The organism is Pseudomonas sp. GW821-FHT07E12 (genome assembly GCF_058986605.1).
Genome location: NZ_JBYSVX010000032.1, coordinates 47,252 through 66,755, shown reverse-complemented (window position 1 = coordinate 66,755; position 19,504 = coordinate 47,252). Strand labels below are relative to the sequence as shown.

Genomic DNA, 19,504 nt, shown 5'->3' with positions numbered 1-19,504 from the left:
TTGGGTTACGTTTCTTTGCACGAGCAAAGAAAGGTAACTCGCTCCGAAGGAGCGAAAGCCTTGGCTGTTGCTGTTGCTGTTGCCGTCACTGCAACCTCAAACCTAGAAGCAACGTCCATGGATGATCAGCCTTCGGCTGCTGAAAAGCGCTTCCCGCGTTCGCGGGGATGACGATAGATGGATTACGGGGATCGTAGAGATATAGCGCGGAAGTCACTGGATCCCCGCCTGCACGGGGACGACGGTGGAAGGCTCGCGTGGGAAGCCACCACAAACACAAACTCCACTCCGCAAACCGCAACAAAACACCCGCACCCACCCAACCGCAATCAATGCCCCCCAGCATCCCCCCCTCGCACCTTCTGAAACAACACAACACCCCCCAACACCACCGCCCCCGCCACCACACCCACCACCAGACTCCCCAGATTCGACACCACCACACCCATCGCCCCCACCGGCGTAATCCCCTGCACAAAATGATGCAGCGCCGGAATGTTGTGCACCAAGATGCCGCCACCGACCAGGAACATCGCCACCGTCCCGACCACCGACAACGTCTTCATCAACCACGGCGCAGCGGCAACAATCCCGCGCCCCAGCGTGGCCAGCGCACCGCCCCTGCGCGACAGCCACAATCCCAGATCGTCCAGCTTCACGATGCCGGCGACCAAGCCATAGACACCCACGGTCATCGCCAGCGCGATCAACACCAGCACCAGCACCTGATTCAGGAACGGCGGCGGCGTGCCGGCGGTCATCACTCCGAGCGAGAGCACGATGATCTCCGCCGACAGAATGAGATCGGTGCGGACCGCGCCCTTGATCTTGTCCTTCTCCAGCGCGACCAGATCCACGTTCGCATCGGCCACCGCCTCGCGCTGGCGCGCCTGCGCCTGTGCGTCCTCCTCCTTCGAGTGCAGCAGCTTGTGCGCGAGTTTCTCCACGCCCTCGTAGCAGAGGAACGCGCCGCCGATCATCATCAGCCACGGGATCGCCGCCGGCAGCCAGGCGCTGATCGCCAGCGCTGCCGGCACCAGGATCGCCTTGTTGACCAGCGAGCCCTTGGCCACCGCCCACACCACCGGCAACTCGCGGTCGGCGTTCACGCCGGTGACCTGCTGCGCGTTCAGCGCCAGATCGTCACCGAGTACCCCCGCCGTCTTCTTCGCGGCGACCTTGGCCATCACCGAAACGTCGTCGAGCAACGTGGCGATGTCGTCGAGCAGGGTCAACAGGCTGGCACCGGCCATGTGGGGAGCTTCCATTCGTGGGGATGAGCCGGGATTCTCGCTGATCGGGCGCGCCGGCGATATCCACATCGGAACGGGCCAGTTCACCGCGCCACTACCGCACCCCGGCCACACTCCGATTTCCCCCCTGGTGGAGACGACCTTGAGTGCAACGTCCGACATTTCCCGCAGCGCCAACGGGTCCGGCACCGTCGTCGGCGGCATCAGCCGTCGCACCCAGATCCTGCGCCTGCTGCTGCGCTACCGGAATTCCGGGGTGTTCTCGGGCATGAGCCCCGACCCGGGGATCGAGCACGAAATACCCGCCGACGGCACCCCGGAACAGTTCGTGCGCGACCTGGAAGCGCTGGGGCCGACCTTCGTCAAGCTCGGCCAGATGCTGTCCACGCGCCCGGATATCGTGCCGCCGGAATTCGCCACCGCGCTGGAGCGGATGCAGGAACAGGTCGCATCGATCCCGGCCGAACGCCTGCGCGTGGTCTTCGAGGAAGAACTGGGCGTCTCGGTCAGCCGCGCCTTCATCGACTTCGACGAACGTCCGCTCGGCAGCGCTTCGCTCGCGCAGGTGCACCGCGCGACGCTGCGTGACGGCACCGAAGTGGCGGTGAAGATCCAGCGACCGGAGATCGCCGCACAGGTACGCTCGGACCTGGAAGTGCTGCGCAGCTTCGCCAACGCCGCCGACCGCTTCACCGGTCTCGGCCGTCGCGTGCACTTCGCCGACTGGCTGGGTGAATTCGCCAAGACGCTGATGGTCGAATTGAACTACCAGACCGAAGCGGAAAACCTGGTGCGCTTCGGCCAGCACCTTGAGCCGTTCCCGGAACTGTGGATCCCGCAACCAGTGTGGGACTTCACCAGCCGCCGGGTGCTGACGCTGCAACTGGCGCAGGGCGCGCGGGTGGATGCGATCAGCGGATTGCGCCGCACCGAACAGTCGATGGCACCGCTGGCCGGCGCGCTGATCCGCGGTTACCTCGACCAGATCTTCGTGCATGGCGAGATCCATGCCGATCCGCATCCCGGCAACCTGCGCGTAACCGCCGACAACCGTCTGGCGATCTTCGACCTGGGCATGGTCGCGCACATCCCGCCACGGCTGCGCGAGCGGTTGCTCAAGTTGCTGTTCGCGGCAGTGGACGGACGCGGCGAGGAAGTGGCCGACGAGACCATCGCGCTGAGCACGCGGCTGGAGGACTACGACGAAGAGCGCTATCTGCGCGAGGTCGGGCAGATGATCGCGCGCTACGCCGCGCATTCCAGCAACACCGAAGGCCAGGTGGTGCTGGAGCTGGTACGCATCGCCACCGCCACCGGGCTGCGCACGCCGCCCGAGCTGAGCCTGCTCGGCAAGACCCTGCTCAATCTGGAAGCGGTATGCCGCGCGCTGTCGCCAGAGCTGGACATCCGTTCGGTGGTCGAGCGCCACCTGCAGCACGTGATGCGCGCACGCCTGAAGAAATCGATGTCGGCCGCCAATCTCGCCAGCGAGGCGATGGAACTGCAGGCATTGCTGCGCGAAGGTCCGCGCCGGATGTCCGACATCCTCTCGCTGGTCGCCGAGAACCGGATGCAGGTGCGCGTGGCCGGGTTGGAGGAATCGCGACTGATGGAGAACCTGCAGAAGATCGCCAACCGCGTCGCCGCCGGCATCGTCACCGCCGCGCTGATCCTCGGCTCGACCCAGATGATGCGCATCGAGACCGATCTGCATCTATGGGGCTACCCCGCCTTCGCGCTGATCCTGTTCGTGCTTGCGGTCGCGCTGGGCCTGGGCATCGTGGTCAGCGCGCTGTTGTTCGATCGTCGAGCGCGAGCACGCGAGGAACGCGGCCACCGCTGAGCCGCATGTTCTGCTCTCGTAGAGCCGAGCAAGCTCGGCTCTACGTCCGTGCCAACGCATACGATCGCCAATTCATCGACGTCATCTCACCGCGTCAACAAACATTTCAGTCAGGTTCGGGACCGCATAGTCCGTCACACGGTTGTCACACAATCATGCTTGGCGGCCGTGGAACCTGGCGAGTGTTGCGGATGCGGGCTTGCCACCCTTTACATCGGGAGCAAGCCCCCATGCCGTGGATCCTCGGACTGTCGCTGCTGTTGCTGTTCTGGCTGATGCTGGCCTCGCCCCGGCCGGCGTGGCTGAAGGCGATCCTGCTGACACTGCTGTTGCTCGCCCTCAGCGCCTGGAGCCTGATCGACCGCCTCAGCGGCGACGGTATCAACGCCGCCACGCTCTACCACCTGCGCGCCGACATGGACGGCGCTGGCGTCGGCGATTTCTCCGGCTACATCACCGTGTTCGTGCTGATGGCGCTGCTCTCGCTGCTGCCGCTCGCACTGCTGAAGGTGAAACGGCTGCGCTGGAAGCGCTTCGGCGCGGCTGCCTCGGCCGGTTTCGCCGCAGCGTTCGTGCTCGCGATCGCGGCCAGCCCGCTCTACGCCGACGGCAAGCGCATCTGGTATCAACTGCGCCCGGTTGATTACGCGCGCATCGTCCCCGAATACGAAGTGCCGCAGCGGCCGTTGCAGAAGCGCAAGAACATCGTCTGGATCTACGGCGAAAGCCTGGAACGCACCTACTTCGACGAAAAGACTTTCCCCGGCCTGATGCCGAACCTGCAGCACCTCGCCAGCGAGGGCCTGGACTTCCGCAACATCGCCTCCACCGACGGCAGTGGCTGGACCATCGCCGGGCTGGTCGCCTCGATGTGCGGGGTACCGTTGACCACCGCACCGGGCGATGAGAACAGCATGGACCGCATGGGCCGGTTCCTGCCGGAAGCGCAATGCCTGGGCGATTACCTGCGCATGCAGGGCTATCGCAACGAGTTCATCGGCGGCGCCAACGCGGCTTTCGCCGGCAAAGGCCAGTTCCTGGCCAGCCACGGTTACGACGTAGTCCGCGATGTGTCGTATTTCCAGCAGAAGGGCGTGGCGAGCAAGCACTTCTCCGCCTGGGGCGTACATGACGACGTGATGCTGGACGAAGCCTGGCGCAGCTTCCAACGACTGTCGCGCGCCGGCCAGCCGTTCATGCTGACCGCACTGACGATGGACACCCACCATCCGGCAGGACACCTGCCGTTGTCCTGCCGGGGCCAGCACTACCAGAGCGATCTCGGGCAGATCGGCATGCTCGACGCGCTCAAGTGCAGCGATCGGTTGATCAGCGAACTGGTCGAACGCATCCGTTCCAGCCGCTACGGCAAGGACACGCTGATCGTGATCGCCTCCGACCACCTGGCGATGCCCAACGACCTCAGTGACGTACTGGCCCGCGAGAAGCGCGAGAACCTGCTGCTGTTCCTCGGCAACGGCATCGCCCCACAGCAGGTACTCGTCAAGGCCGGCAGCACGCTCGATTCCGGCGCCACCCTGCTGCAACTGCTGGAACCGAACTTCCGCGCGCTCGGCTTCGGCCGCTCACTGCTGGCCAGCGACGCCACACCCAGCGCCAGCGCTGCGGCGATGCGCGATCACGGCAAGGACTATTCACGCTACCTGGCATTCGCGCGCACGCTCTGGACCGGCGGCAACACCCACATGCTGCGCATCGACGGCGGCGGGCAGGTACTGGTCGGCGTGCAGCAGGTCAAACCGCCGGTGCTGCTGGAATACGACAAACGCTGGAACCTGAAATCGGTGTACCTGGAAAACACCTCGCGCAAGTTCGACAGCACGCCACCGAAGAACACCTATGCCTACGTCGACCGCTGCACCGCCTTCGAAAACGGCTCGGCCGACGGCGAATGGTGCGCCCTGCTGGTCAACCGCGACGGCGGCATCAAGCTCTACCACGATGCCCAGCTCAAGCAGGGCATCGCGATCGATGCCCCGTTGAACGACAAGCTGCAAGGTCCGATGCCACGCGTGCGCCAGCCGATCATGCTGACCCGTGAAAGCCGCAAGGCCAAACCGGGCCAGTACGTGCTCGACATGTATGCCAAACACCTGCCCACGCGCCCGTTCTGGGTCGAAGCCGTCGCCTCCGGACGCAACGTCGTGCTGGCCCAACAATGGGTACAACCCGACGCCAACGGCCGCATCCGCATCCCCCTGGGCGTCGACCACGAAGTCAGCGACCTCGAAATCCGCGCCTGGCTGGACTACACCGAAGCGGTGTCCCCGGACGACGTTCCGCTGGCGCTGGTACGGGCAGTGCCTGGCACCAAGCGCTCGTAACAGTCTGACCAGCTACGACATCCTAGGGAAGTTCTGAACAACTCCCACTGATGCTGCGACAATCGCACTGAGCCCAACGGGATGAGGACGATGCAACTTTCCTTCGGCGACGCAGAGTACAACGGCAAACGCAAGCGGACGCGCCGGGAGGTGTTTCTGGCCGAGATGGATCAGGTGGTGCCGTGGAAGGAGTTGTTGGCGCTGATCGAGCCGTATTACCCAAAGACGGGCCAGCCCGGCCGTCAGCCGTACTCGCTGGAGACGATGCTGCGCAGCTGCGCATCCATTTCTTGCAGCAGTGGTATGCGCTGAGCGATCCAGCGACGGAAGAGGCCCTGTACGGCACGGTGTCGATGCGCCGTTTCGCCAAGATCGGGGGGGGGAACGATGTACCGGACGAGACCACGATTCTCAATTTCCGCCGGTTGCTGGAGCAGCGTGATCTGGCGCGCAAGCTGTTCAACCGGGTCAACGCCCATCTGGCGCGCAAGGGCCAGAGCCTGCGCGGTGGCACCATCGTAGACGCCACGATCATCAGTGCGCCCAGTTCGACCAAGAACCAGGACGGTGGGCGAGACCCGGAAATGCACCAGGCCAAGAAGGGCAACCAGTACTACTTTGGGATGAAGGCGCACATCGGCGTGGACGATGAGTCCGGCCTGGTACACCACGTGGAATGCACGGCGGCCAACGTGGCCGACATCACCCAGGCGCACAAGCTGCTGCACGGCAGGGAGGACACGGTGTGCGGCGACAGTGGTTACACGGGGCTGGCCAAGCGCGATGAGATGGCAGGCAAGCGCAAGTTGCGCTATTTGATCGCAGAGAAGCCCTCGAAGTTGAAGCAGATCAAGAGCAAGTGCGAATTGAAGTGGGCCGAGCGCTGGGAGCACGCCAAGGCCAGGCTGCGGGCGAAGGTGGAGCATCCGTTCCGGGGGGTCAAGCGCCAGTTCGGCTACGTCAAGGTGCGCTATCGAGGCTTGGCGAAGAACACGGCACAGGTGCTGGTGCTGTTTGCGCTGTCGAACCTGTGGCTGAAGCGAAAGCAATTGCTGCCGGCCATGGGCCAGGTGCGTCTGTGATCTGGGCAATACCGCGGAAATGCGCCGGGAACGGTGCAACATCCGATGGCCCGAATGCAACTTGTCGGAATGATGCTGTATCCCGGCCCATCAGGTCGAGTTGTTCAGACCTTCCCTAAGTTAATCTGACCCCGTTACTGCTTTAAGCATGGGACCAGAAGATACCCAAAAAAATATTCCTGATATCAGAAAGTATTCGACATGCATGTTCATGACAAGAATACAAATACCCCCCAGCCATGAAATTAATGGCCGCGATGGTCCAATAGGTCACACAGCTGACCCAAGCCAATATGCAAATTCTTCTCAAAATTTTAATTCACAGACTCCCTACCCCTATTTTCCCGCCTATTCTCCTCATGCTCTAATACAAACCCAATATTCTAAGATCACCTATAAATTCTATCACCTCATCAGAAGGCAGATCATCCAACACAGAAGAGAGTTCAATCTGCTTTAGCAATCCAGAGATAACATCCAGGTGATACTTCTGGACTTTCTCCAAAGATCGGCCAGCCGAAAGGATAAGCGTTATAACCTCCAGCATCAATTTCTCGATAGGCGAATCAAAGGAATTCTCAAGCTCACTATAGGCATAGCCCACTTCACCTTCACTTTCACCTTCAACCCATGGACTTTGGTGGCTGAGCTTGAATTTGCAATAGCTGTAATAACCACCCAAAAACCAAGCGCGGATTTCACTATAGGCCACTCTCTCTTCCATTACTGCGCCCTCCTCGGCGGACGTAGAACAATACCCTGATTATATTCAATATTTCCCCTATCATTTTTCAACTTACACGTCGCGCAACGTCCACCATCGGCAGTTAATTTCGGGCTCAAGTATTACCCTTGCCTCTGAAATCGTTCCACCAATATCAAAGACCACATGAACTCCAGCCCCTGAATTATCTCGCACAAGGTCAATAGACCGAACGTTCTCCGATGAAATAACTACCAAATCCTGCATAGCCAGTCTCAGCACCATCTGAAATGACTCCATAACAGCACTAAAAGAAATATCAACTTCTAATTCACTATTCTGTGACTTCTTTGTATAGCGACATAGAGCCAAACTTGGATCTACCTCGACAGGTTCGATACCAAATTCCTTCATAAAGTCATTTTCGCTTGGAAATCTCATTGCGCCTTCCTCAGTGAAGTGGTACGACTGTGCTGAGTTTGCGAGTTCCATCATCAAGAACCTGGAACGTGCTTTGGAAATTAGTGACCTTACCTGACGGGCCCATGAATAAGGACTCCCTTACCTCAAATTTTCCGTACTGGTTGGAGAAGGTATTAATCACATTTCCCTCGGTTTTTGCAGAAAGAGCCAAGTGCTCGGTCAGCATCTGATGACCAGCAGGATTGTCTGGAACACCAAGCCTCTTCATTTCGAGTGCAAGCTGATTCGAACGAGCAGTATTATGGGAGTTACTATCGACGCGGCCAAACAGATAGTCAAACTTACCAGGCGCAATTTCTATGGCCTTTACACCATCCGCCACCTTCGAGGCACCCGCCACCAAATGGCCTCAGCGCCTATCACCTAATCTGGGCTTGGAATTTTCCTAGCCCATTAACATCTAAGTTAATCTGACCCCATTACTGCCGACCACGGCACCACCCGTTCCATCTGCGACAGGAACACCTCGCGCCGGGTCTGCTTGCGCTTGCCCGCGTACTCGGCATCGGAAAACGTCAGTTGGGTCATCGACGTGTGCTCGGTGGCTCTGCGGCTAGTGTCCTACATCTGACTGGACTTGATCAGACTTTCCCTAGGAATTATAGCCATCAAATTCCCATAAGAAAAAACTCCTCAACTTTACAACAGTAACCTCCCAAGAATCCCCTTCGCAGAATGTGACACGGTCATTAATTAATTCTATAATTTTTGAAAAATCATACTCCCTAACAATCAACATTCCCCTCCCCCAACGAGGCTCCCATAATGTCTCACTCAGCCATTTAGGCGTACAAATAAAAATTTCAAAATCATCCGCTCCATCTTTACAATCATATCCGACTTGAACGCGGAGGCTCAAAGAGAAATTGTCAACCTCCTCAGGGCGATACTCTTTAAAATCGAATAAATCATTAGAAATACCCTTAACAATTACGCGCATAAATCCCCCTAATTTCCAACATTAAGATGCCCATTACTTATTTTTTCTCGCTGACCAGTTATAGAATTAATGTTGTATTTTTCAAAATTTGCCTGCACACCTGTCGTAGCAAAAGGTGAGCTTTTAGCTGCCGGCGGTCTATACACGCGAGTTCCATCTGCGCTGATCAAACCAAGGCCATCGCTAGTCATTTTCGCACCTTCTCCAACCCATATTTTACCCAATCGGTCAGCTTCAGCAGCGGTACCTTGACCTATCGAGAAGTTCAGATTTTTTGTTCCACTACCGCTCACAGCAGCGGCTAATCTAGAGTCTTGAGCTGCAATATTGCTCATATTTTCTTGTATCAGTTGGTTCTTCAACTTTGGATACAGGGCCACATTTTCAGCACCAGCGCTAGATGCTCCACCCTTCGCCACAAGAGCAAGATCCTCCACCTTACTTAACTTACTCGCCTTCGACAGAGCATTAGCCTCTGTCCCGCCGTACAGCAAGGAGACTAAATCAAATCCCACCTTTCCTTCGGTGTTGCCCTGCATGTAGACATCGTAAATGTCCCACTGCGGGCCGCCCAATGCATTGTTCTTGATCGCACTTCCGAGATCTCCCACATAATCCTTGATGCCGTTTCCTAAGCCAGTCCACATTGACTTGGATTTATTTTTCTCTGCGTCAAGGTAGGCCTCCATCCCGTACTCATTGATGTACTCGATGGCCGTCCACGTCTTACCCATCTGACTGATGGGGTTCATCTCCTTAGCCAGCTCAGCCACCCCCGTCACCGTTTCCACGAGACGCCCACCCACACCACCGACCTGCCCTGCGCCTTCCAGCAAGGTGCGCATAGTTTCATGCCTGATGGCGGCTGCCGGATCACCCTGAAGCACCAAGGCGCCAGAACCGAGTTTGCTGCAATCACTACCTGCCTTGGCACAGTCGATCTTCCATACCAGATCGGCCAAGGTCGTTTGCGTGACGACGTTCTCCATCAATGTTTCGTTGCCGCGCTGCTTGCTCACATTCGCAAGGGTCGAACCATTACTGGCCATCCATTGCCAGTACTCCTTCTCGTTCGCCGTTTGGCTATTGGCGGCAGTGAGCGCGTCCTGCAACGCGCTTTTGCACGCACTGCTTCCCCGGTCTGTACAAGCATTCTTAAGCGCTGTATTTCGGCTTTCCGACAACGATTCAAGCTCTGCTGCGCGGCCGCATTGGTCGCCGGACTTTGCGCAGGCTAGCGCTGTTTCCAGGTACTCCATGCGCTCGGCATGGCTCAGATAGTTGTTCTGCGTGGCCGACAGGGCTACCGCAGCGCCTGTCCCGCCGCCGGCTGCGGCACCAATTGCCAAGCTTCCCAGCTGCATCAAGTTATCGTACTCAGGCGTGCCGGGGGTATAGCCCTCGCCCAGCAGGTAATCCCCCATGGCCTTGGAGGCCAACTGATTGGCCGTCGCGGCTGCCAACCCTTCCAGAGCATTACCACCGCCCAAGGCGGCCATCGCCGCGCCCGTCAGTCCGTGCAAAATCACCTTGTTGGCGCCGCCCTCGCTCCAACTGTCTACGCCGGCTTGGGCTTTATCGATCGCGGCCTGATCGCCACTAGCCTGTGCTGCTGCTAGCTCGGCTTTGGCTTGCTCGCGCATGCTGCCGGCCAGATCCCCCACCGCCCGGAACCCGACTTCACCGGCCAGCTTGCCCAGCTCCATCTGCTCATTGACCTTCTTCTCATCGAAGATCTGTTTCAGGCCGTCCTGTTGCAGTTCGGTCGCGCTGCGATCCAAGCTCGCCAAGGCACTTTCATCACCATTGCGCACGATCACCGTGCCTGCGGCGATGTCGGCCTTCGTCGTGCTGCTGGCGTTGCCGTTCTGTGCGCCCAGCAAGCTACCCGCTGCCGCCAACGCATTGCCGGCCAGGTTGCCGCCGCTGGTGCCGCCGCTGATCCCGAAGCTGCTGGCCTTGTACTCGGCCTCGTTCTGCAAATCCTCCACCGTCAGGCTGCCAGTGGACAGGCGGTTGAGGGCCGCATCGGCGCTACTGGCGATCGCGCCACCTACCAGGTGCGTATTACCCCCGACATTGATGTCAAAACCACCAGCGCCAGCTTGGATACCGCTCTGCTCGTTGACACTGGTGTAGCTGCTGCTGACCTTCTGCTGACTGTAGCTGGCGCTATTACCCGAGCCCGTCGTCAGCGTCATGCTCGCTTGCTGCTGCTTGCTCTTGTACTCGCTGGTGTCCTGTTCGCTCTTGATCAGCAGGTCACCGCCGATGTTGGCGATGACCTGATGGCCGATCGCCTGCGCGCCCTGGATCGTCGTGTTGCTGCCGCTCACCAGCGTCAACGTGTCACCAGCCGTCACCACGCTCTCGCTGTGCTGGGTGCTATTGCCCTTGGCCTCCCCCTTGCCGGCGCTGACCGACAAGTAGTAGCCCGTGGTGGCGCCTACGCTGAAGCCGATCTCGCCACCGGCATTCTTGTTGTCCGACTTGCTGGTATTGGTCTCCTGGTTGCTCAGCAGGTTCAGGTTGTTGGCCGCCGCCAGGGCCACGTTCTGGCCGCTGATCTGGCTGCCGATCACGTTCAGATCCCCGCCGGTCGCCGCGATGGTGACATCGCCCCCACTGAGGATCCGACTCCCTCCGCTCGTTTCTTCGTGCGCGACCGTCTTGCTTGACGCACTGCTGGCGCCGATGCCGATGCGCAGGCTGACGCCGCCGGCCTTGGCCGCACCCTGGGCACCATCAGCCGCCGCTACCGGGTTGCCATTGCCGTCCTTGAGGATCTCGCCGGAAGCATCGCGGGCCACATTGCCGCCCACGGCTTGGCCTGCGTACCCATCCATCATGTTGCCCACACCGCCGGACAGGTCCGACACCGCATAACCGGCCTTGGCGGCATACAGCGCTTTGAGCCGGTCGTCCTCGACCTCGGTGCCGCGCTTGACCGCACCGTAGACGGCTTGCGCGGCATCCACCACACCCCCCGTCAACCCCAAGGTGATGCCCGCACTGCTCTGCTTGGACGTCTGCGTGGTATCCACGCGTTCAGTCACAGCGGCGATCGTCACCTCCTTGCCCACGATCGTCGTGCCGGTGGCGCTGAGCACGTCGCTGCCGGTGATCGAGACCGCGTTGCCGGCGCTCAACGTCACCGTGCCGTCGGTGCTACCCACCACACTGCCGATCTCGGTGATCTTGTCCACGTCCAGCGTGTCCTTGCGCTTGCTCGTGCCCAGCGACACGCTCAAGCCACCGCCACCGTACAACCCCGACTTCTTGACCGTCTTCTCGTGTTCCTCGCTGCTGGTGTTCTGTGCCGTCTCCAGCGTCAGATCGTTACCCGCCGCCAGCACCACATCGCCTGTGCCGACGATCTGCGCGCCCTGCGAGAGCAGGTTGTGGCCGGCCGCGATGCTCACCGTCTCGCCGCTCAGCGTGCTCGTCACCGCCACGCTGTCGCTCCATGCGTCGTGCGTGGTCGTGGTCTTGCTGCTGAACGTGCCCTTCTTCTTTTTCTGCATGTCCTGCACGGCGTCGTGCTGTTCCTGCGCCGACAGCAGGTTCACGTCGTTGCCCGCCGCCAGCACGATGCCACCGGCTTCGCTCAGTGCGCTGATCGCCGTCAGGTTTGCATCGTTGCCCGCCTGCAGCGCGATATCGCCACCCGCTGTGAACTCGCTGCCATGCACCGTCTCATCCGAGGTCTGCGTCACCTGCTTGAAGCGCTTGCGCGTCTCCAGCGTGTTACTGGTGTCGGTGGTGGTCAGCGTGGTGCTGGTGAGGTTGTTGCCCGCTGCTACCGCCAACCCCTGGCCGGCGTCCAGCTTGGCTGCGACCAGGTTCACGTCGTTACCGGCGCTGAGCACCAGGTTGCCGCCGGCGGTCAGCGTCTGCTGATCCAGCGTCTGCGTGGTCGTGGTGGTCGTGATCCGGGTCTTGCCCTGGCGCGTGCTGTCGGTCTGGGTCGTGTTCGGGCCCAGTACCGACTCGACCGTGAGATCGTGACCCGCAGCAGCGAGCAGGTCGCCGCCTGCCTGGACCTGGGCCTGGCGGATCGTCAGGTCGTTACCCGCCACCAGCTGCAGGCTGCCGCCAGTAGTCAGGCTGGTACGTGCACCCGCCTGGCCGTTCGTGCCCGTGGCCGGGGTCAACGACAGGTCGTTGCCGGCCGTCAGTGCGGCGTTGCCGCCGGCAGTGATCGTGACGCCATGCAACTGCGCGTCGTTGCCGGCACTGAGCTGCAGGTTGCCGCCGCTGCTGATCGTGGTGGCATCACCACCGCGCAGCAGGCCATCCTCGCGATGCAGTGCGGTCGGCTGTGCAAGCAGATTGCCTCCAGCGGCGAGCAGCGCCGTATTACCCGCACTCACCGTGGTGCCCGACAGCGTCATGTCGGTGCCGGATACCATCGCCAGATTGTTGCTGGCGCTGATCGTGCCCTGTGTACTCTGCGACCCGAACCCCGCAACCGACAGGCTGCTCAGCTCGTTGCCCGCGCTTATTGCCACATCGCGTCCCTGGATCTGGCCGCCGAGGTTGAGCAGGTCCTCGCGCGCTTCCAGTGTCACTGTCCCGGTTCCGGCGATCCGGCCCTGGTTGAGCAGGCTACCGGCCGTCATCGACACGTCGGTGCCGGTGACCGTGCCCTGGTTGACCAGCCCGTTGGTGGCCTCCAGCTGCACGCTTCCGCCGGCGATCAGCGCGCCGCTCGTACGTAACTCCAGCGAGGTGCGGGCCAGGTACACCACCGGCACCAGGACCTTCTGGCCTTCGTACTCCTGCTCCACCAGCCACACGATGTCTTCGGTGAGCGCGGCCAGCTGCGCGGCGCTCAAGGCCACGCCAGGACTGAGTTGCAGATCGGAGGCGACGCTGATACCGGCGTCCATCAAGGCGCGGTACTGCGCTACACCGTCCTCGTAGTTGCCCAGGTAGCGACGGCCGGTGAGTTCGGTGATCTGGTCCAGCACCAGGCGCTGTTCGTAGAAACCATCACCCAGGCGGGTTTGGGTCCACTCCGGGTCCAGGCCGAGTTTTTCCAGCAGGTAATCGCTGCTGATGAAGTTGTTGTAGTCGATGAAGCGCGAGTCGGTCTCGATCAGGTAACGGTGACCGGGTGCAGAACCCTGACGTGCGTTGACACCACCCAGCCCGCCAGCGGCCTGACCATTGGCGTTGACGCCGATGCCATTGGCGCCCACCAGCCGATACAAACCGCCGATGGGCAGGTTGATGGTGGACAGCGGCGCGCCTACGCCGCCGGCGACTTGCGGGGTCTGGCCGGTGGCCGGGTCCACTTGCATGCGCTCGGTGGCGTTGCCGCTGCTGCTCAGGCCTTGATTGGCGGCATTGCCACCCACGTTGGAGGCGTTGCCACCTTGGGCGCCGCCGCCCAACTGCGCTTGACCGGTGACCGGATCAATCTGCGCGTACTGCGCGCCGTTACTGCCGCTTACCGATTGGCCGGTGGCATTGCCGCCCACGTTGGCCCATGCAGCACCTTGACCGCCACCGCCCAGTTGGGCTTGACCGGTGGCCGGATCAATCTGCGCGTACTGCACGCCGTTGCCACCGCTTACCGATTGGCCGGAGGCATTGCCACCCACGTTGGACCGTGCAGCACCTTGGCCGGCGCCGCCCAGTTGGGCTTGGCCGGTGGCCGGATCAATCTGCGCGTACTGCGCGCCGTTACTGCCGCTTACCGATTGGCTAGAGGCATTGCCACCCACGTTGGACCGTGCAGCACCCTGGCCGCCGCCGCCCAGTTGGGCTTGGCCGGTGGCCGGATCAATCTGCGCGTACTGCACGCCGTTACTGCCGCTTACCGATTGGCTAGAGGCATTACCACCCACGTTGGACCGTGCAGCACCTTGGCCGCCGCCGCCCAGTTGGGCTTGGCCGGTGGCCGGATCAATCTGCGCGTACTGCGCACCGTTACTGCCACTTACCGATTGGCCGGAGGCATTGCCACCCACGTTGGACCGTGCAGCACCTTGGCCGCCGCCGCCCAGTTGGGCTTGGCCGGTGGCCGGATCAATCTGTGCGTACTGCGCGCCATTGCCGCCTGCCACTTGGCCGTATTCCGCGTGCGACTGCACGTCGGCGCTCCGCGCGCCGCCATCGTTGGCGACCACACGCAAGCCATTCTTGCCACCGAACTTGAGAGCGGAGCCGGATGTGGCCTGATTATTGACGCGCACCGCGCTGCTACTGCCACCGGCCTGGGCTTGTACCGCACTGCCACTGGTACTGCCACCGGCCTGCGCGCTGCGACGGTCCAATGCCAGTGCCTGTGCATTGGGGTTGAAACCGGTGCCGTTGACCGCGCGACCATCGGGGGTGACCGCACCATTACGGATATCGGCGCCGTTGATGTAGACGCCTTGGCCACCGGTCATGTTGGCGGCGAGAGCGATGTAGCTGCTGTCGGTGGTCGTGCTTGCGATGACCTGCCAATCTTCTTCGTAGTAGCAGATGACCCGCTGACCAACCGGTTGCATGCAATCGTTGGTGATGGCCGTGACCGTGTACTCCGTATCGGTCTGCTGGACCACTTGGCGCAACGCCAGCGCCTGGTTCAGCACGTTCTCGCCGCCGGTGATCATGCTGTCGGAGAGCCCGCCTACGCCCCGCTGGTTGACCAGCAAGGCGCCTGCGGCGGCGATCGTCGAAGCATTGTTGGTCACGCTGCCGGACAAGCCGATGCTGCCGCCTGCCGCGATGCGGCCCTCGGCGCTGGCGGCGATCAGCCGGTCGCGCTCAATGGCGGAGTAGCTGCGCCAGGTGCCCGGCGCGTGACCGGTGTAGGGGCGCTGCGCGCTCGCACCGTTCGCGCCCCGGATCGTGCCGGCCTTGATCAGTTCTTCACCCGGAAGCGACGCGTTGGCATCCCTCTGCTCGGCCGGGGTCAGCGGCCCGGTCTGTGTCTGGATCGTGCGGCGCCGGTTGTTGATGTCGGTGGCGGCGATCAGGATGTTTCCGTCCGCCTCGATGCTGCCGGAGATATTGTCCAGTGCGCCGGTACGCGAGGTCACCGTGCCTTGCGCGTCGCGCGCGCCACCGATGACGATATTGCCCAGACTGAACAAGCGCGCATCGCGGTTGACCACGCGCTCTCCGGCCAACAAGGTCAGCGAATTGGTGGCGCCGATCAAGGCCGAACCATAGGCTGGCTGGTCGACGGATTGGCCGTAATCCACCCCGTTGATGATGGTGCCGGCTTGCAGCAGCACGTCGCCGCCGATGATGCTGCCCACGTTTTCGATACGGCCGGCTTGCAGGCTGAGCTGGTTGTTGCCGGAGATATCACCGGCGTTGTACAGGTTGCCGCCGGTGCTCAGGCGGGTGTTGTTGGACTGGATGACCGCACCACCCTGGTTGGTGATGTTGGCGGCCTGCACTTCCAGATTGCGTGCGGCGCTGAGCCGCCCGGCGTTAACGAAGTTACCGTCCACCCGCAGGGCGAAGGTGCCGTTGCTGACGAAATCGGTGCCGCTTTGGTGGGTGTAGTCGCTGCGCAGGCGCAGGTCCAGCAGATTCTGCGCCAGGATGCTGCCGGTGCCGCCCAGGCTGCCGATATCCAGCACCACATCGCCGGCGCCACCCACGGTAGTGCCCGCCATGATCTGACCGCCGTCGTTTTCCAGTCGGCCCAGGGTCATGCGCACGGCCTGGTCGGCGCTGATCTTGCCTTGGCGGTTATCCAGCGTGGCATCGGCGCGTTGCAGGCTGAAGCTGTTGCCGGCATAGATACTGCCGCGCTGGTTGTCCAGCCAGCCGGTATCGGCGGTGAGGTTGCCGCTGGCCACCAATTGGCCATCGGTATTGATGATGCTGCCAGCGGTGAGCGCCACATCGCCACGTCCACCCAGGGTGCCACCGGCGTTGAGCAATTGACCGCCGCCCACATTGACGTTGACACGCCCGGTACCGGCGCTGGCGATATAGCCTTGGCTGTTGTCCAGACGGTTGCCGCTGAGGGTGAGCGCGTTGCCGCTTTCGATACGGCCGCTGTTGTTGAGCACGGCGCCGGCGGCGTTCAAGTTCGCATCCCGCGCTGCATACAGCTGGCCGCTGCGGTTATCCAGTTCACCGCGTGCGGTCAGGTTGAGATCGCGCCCAGCCTGGATACGACCGCTCTGGTTGGACAGGTTGTGTGCGCTCAAGGTGACGTCACCCTGCGCGCCGATCAGGCCGTTGTTGTTGTCCAGGGTCTGATTGATATCCAGACGCAGATTGCCGCCCACGCCAGACTGAGCCACCGACTGCACAGTGCCGCCCTGGTTGTCTAAGCTGTTGGCGCGCACGGCGAGATCGCCGCCCACTGCCTGCAGCACACCGCCACGGTTGTTGAGCGCGCCGCCCAGGGTGACATCCAACCCGCGCCCGGAAACGGTGCCCTGTGCGTTGTTCAATGCAGCGGCGGTGAGCGCGATATCGTTCATCGCCACGATCGCGCCGTTCTGGTTTTCTACGCTGCCTGCGGCATTGATCTGCAACCGGCCCTGGCTGGTGAGCGTGCCCTGGCGATTGTCCAGTTGCGCACGGCTGGTGATGTTGGCCGTGCCCTGGCCGGCATGCTGAAGCGTGCCACCGACGTTGCTGATGGAAGCGGCCGAAAGGGTGAGATCAAGGCCATTGCTGGCCAAGGTGCCGCCGTTGTTTTCGAATGCACCGCTCAGTGCGATGTTGGTCTGGCCCGCACCGGTCTGCAACAGGCTGCCATTGTTGTTGTTCAACGCGGCTGCGGTGATGTCGAGCTGGTTGGCCTGGATCTGGCCGCCCTTGCCGTTGAGGGCGCTGTTATCCACACCACCGCCGGCCTGCACGGTCAACTTGCCGCCAGCCAAGAGGTCGGCGCCGCGGTGATCGATAGCGCCACTGGACACCAAGGTGGCATTGCCACCGATACGGCTGGTGCTGCCAGCCAGATTGAGTGCGGCGCCTTCAAGACGGGCATCGGCGCCGGCAATCAGCCGACCGCTCACGTCCAGATTCTGATCGGCACGCAGATTGAGCTGACCGCTGCTGCCGAGGCTGCCATCGGCACGCAAGCCAGCGGCGACGGTGCCCGCTACGGTGATATTGGCTGCGCGCAGGGTGACATCACCCGTGGACAAGGTTTGCCCGGCGTTGTCGATACGCTGCGCCTGCAGGTTGATGCGCTCACCGTTGAGCACGCCATGCTGTTCGAGCAGCGCATTGCTGGTCAGCTGCACATCGCGGCCACTGACCTGACCGGCCAGGGACAGATTGCCCTGCGCATTGACGTTCAAATTGCCCACGGCCGCCAAGGTGCCGGCCTGGCTGAAGTTGCCGGCCGCCTGTGCGGTCAGCGCCGCTGCCGAGGCTACGGTGCCAGCCAGTTGCAGATCGCCACGGCTGGTCAACGTCAGGTCGCCGGCTTCGGTACCCAATTGACCATTGCTGACAATACGGCCCGCCTGGATGTTCAGGCCATTGCCGGAAATCAGGCTGCCACGGTTATCCACTGCACCGCTGGCATTGACCGTGACGCCACCACCGCCATAGAGCTGGCCGGTCTGTTGCAACGAACCTACGTTCAACGCCGCGTTGTTCTGTGCGTGCACGATGCCGGCGTTGTTAAGCTCACCTGCGATGTTGGCGGTGAGATTCTGTTTGGCCGACAACACACCGGTGGCGTTATTGTTCAAGCTCGCTGCCGTCAGCGACAAATCGCGAGCGGCCACCACTTGGGTGTTGTTGTTCAACACTCCGCCGACATTCAAAGCCACATCACGCGTGGCCTGGACCACACCGCCCAGGGTCAGATCGCCAGCGCTATCCAACAGCAGATCGGTGCCGGCATCCAGGGCGCCCTGACTATCGACGCTGCGGCCCGACAGGCTGATCGCGCCGACGCTTTGCACGACGGCATCCGCGCCCACGCTGGAGGCATTGCCCGCGGTCAGTTGGGCATTCGTGCCCGCATACACCTCGTTGTTGATGACAAGGTTGCGATCGGCCCGTGCTTGCAGCGTCTGAGCGCTGTAGAGCGTGCCAGACAAGGTGCTATCGCGGCCGGCCTTCAGCTCAACGGAACGTGCGCTCAGTGCGCCGGACTGGGTCAGATCGTTGGCCGCATTGGCCACCAAGGCACCGGCCGAGACCACCGCGCCGCCGAGCTGGATATCGCTGCGGCTGGTGAGGGTCAGATCGCCAACCTCTGTGCCCAATTGGCCGCTACTGGCGATATGGCCGGCTTCCATACTCAAGCCGTTACCGGAAATCAGACTGCCGGTGTTGTTCACGTTGCCCACTGAGGCAACCGTGACGCCGGTGGCGCCGTAGGCTTGGCCGTTGTTCTGCAACGAGCCCACATTCGACACAAGGCTCTTCTGCGCATGCAGGGTGCCGGCGTTATTCAGTTCACCGGCGATGTTGGCCGTCAGGTTTTCCTTGGCCGACAGGATGCCTGTGGCGCTGTTGCTTGCGCTTGCGGCACTCAGCGAGATACTGCGACCTGCCACGACTTGAGCAGCGTTGCTCAGCGCCGCGCCGGACTTCAGTTCAATGTCATTGACGGCCTGGGCAATACCGCCCAGGTTCAAAGCACCTGCACTGTCCAGCGTGAGGTTGCTGCCCGCATCCAAGATGCCTTGGGCATCGATGCTGCGACCAGACAGCTTGACCGCACCTGCGCCCTGCACGATGCCATCCACCCCCACGGTCAAGGCATTGCCTGCACTCAGCTGGGCAGCGCCGCCGGCATAGACTTCATCATTGATGGCCAGGTTGCGCTCAGCCTGAACCTTCAACGCTTGTGCGCTGTAGACAGTACCGGCCAACACCGCATCCTGGCCGGCTTCCAAATCCACCGAGCGCGCGCTCA

General features: G+C 61.8%; 7 protein-coding genes and 3 pseudogenes. 3 read left to right on the top strand and 7 right to left on the bottom strand.

Annotation, left to right across the window (positions count from 1 at the left end; all coding sequences use genetic code 11):
* Positions 1 to 329 precede the first annotated feature (329 nt).
* On the bottom strand, positions 330 to 1,253 hold the full coding sequence (locus AC3WJE_RS16200; RefSeq protein ID WP_493731848.1) for a DUF808 domain-containing protein: 924 nt from the start codon (positions 1,251 to 1,253) through the stop codon (positions 330 to 332).
* Positions 1,254 to 1,395: 142 nt separating this feature from the next.
* Here AC3WJE_RS16200 and AC3WJE_RS16195 point away from each other — a divergent pair, with 142 nt between their 5' ends.
* The 3 genes and pseudogenes from AC3WJE_RS16195 to AC3WJE_RS16185 all read left to right on the top strand — a co-directional run bounded on the left by AC3WJE_RS16195 (position 1,396) and on the right by AC3WJE_RS16185 (position 6,523).
* A complete protein-coding gene (locus AC3WJE_RS16195) occupies positions 1,396 to 3,096 on the top strand; it encodes an ABC1 kinase family protein (RefSeq protein WP_493731847.1) in 1,701 nt (566 codons plus the stop codon).
* A 230-nt stretch (positions 3,097 to 3,326) separates the two neighbouring features.
* On the top strand, positions 3,327 to 5,441 hold the full coding sequence (locus AC3WJE_RS16190) for a phosphoglycerol transferase I (protein ID WP_493731846.1): 2,115 nt from the start codon (positions 3,327 to 3,329) through the stop codon (positions 5,439 to 5,441).
* Positions 5,442 to 5,531: 90 nt separating this feature from the next.
* A pseudogene (locus AC3WJE_RS16185) lies at positions 5,532 to 6,523 on the top strand (IS5 family transposase).
* A 364-nt stretch (positions 6,524 to 6,887) separates the two neighbouring features.
* Here AC3WJE_RS16185 and imm2 read toward each other — a convergent pair.
* From imm2 to AC3WJE_RS16155, 6 genes and pseudogenes are all read right to left on the bottom strand, one after another.
* The gene (imm2, locus tag AC3WJE_RS16180; RefSeq protein WP_493731845.1) at positions 6,888 to 7,247 is read right to left on the bottom strand and encodes an Imm2 family immunity protein; all 360 of its coding nucleotides are present in this window, start codon (positions 7,245 to 7,247) and stop codon (positions 6,888 to 6,890) included.
* A gap of 72 nt (positions 7,248 to 7,319) precedes the next feature.
* Positions 7,320 to 7,718, bottom strand: a complete 399-nt coding sequence (locus AC3WJE_RS16175; RefSeq protein ID WP_493731844.1) for a hypothetical protein — start codon at positions 7,716 to 7,718, stop codon at positions 7,320 to 7,322.
* Entirely contained in the window at positions 7,678 to 8,049 is a 372-nt protein-coding gene (locus tag AC3WJE_RS16170; protein ID WP_493731843.1) for a hypothetical protein, read from the bottom strand. Before AC3WJE_RS16170 ends, AC3WJE_RS16175 begins: the two co-directional genes overlap by 41 nt.
* Positions 8,050 to 8,126: 77 nt before the next feature.
* Positions 8,127 to 8,237, bottom strand: a pseudogene (locus tag AC3WJE_RS16165) (IS5/IS1182 family transposase); the annotation flags it as partial.
* Between the two features lie 64 nt (positions 8,238 to 8,301).
* Complete coding sequence (locus AC3WJE_RS16160) at positions 8,302 to 8,649, bottom strand: Imm8 family immunity protein (RefSeq protein ID WP_493731842.1); 348 nt, start codon at positions 8,647 to 8,649, stop codon at positions 8,302 to 8,304.
* Positions 8,650 to 8,657: 8 nt separating this feature from the next.
* Positions 8,658 to 18,227, bottom strand: a pseudogene (locus tag AC3WJE_RS16155) (hemagglutinin repeat-containing protein); the annotation flags it as partial.
* Positions 18,228 to 19,504: the final 1,277 nt, after the last annotated feature.

What these genes read in the sequence shown, in the direction of transcription:
- AC3WJE_RS16200 (WP_493731848.1), bottom strand. Translation starts at nt 1,253, where the DNA reads ATGGCCGGTGCCAGCCTGTTGACCCTGCTCGACGACATCGCCACGTTG.
- AC3WJE_RS16190 (WP_493731846.1), top strand. Translation starts at nt 3,327, where the DNA reads ATGCCGTGGATCCTCGGACTGTCGCTGCTGTTGCTGTTCTGGCTGATG.
- imm2 (WP_493731845.1), bottom strand. Translation starts at nt 7,247, where the DNA reads ATGGAAGAGAGAGTGGCCTATAGTGAAATCCGCGCTTGGTTTTTGGGT.
- AC3WJE_RS16175 (WP_493731844.1), bottom strand. Translation starts at nt 7,718, where the DNA reads ATGGAACTCGCAAACTCAGCACAGTCGTACCACTTCACTGAGGAAGGC.
- AC3WJE_RS16160 (WP_493731842.1), bottom strand. Translation starts at nt 8,649, where the DNA reads ATGCGCGTAATTGTTAAGGGTATTTCTAATGATTTATTCGATTTTAAA.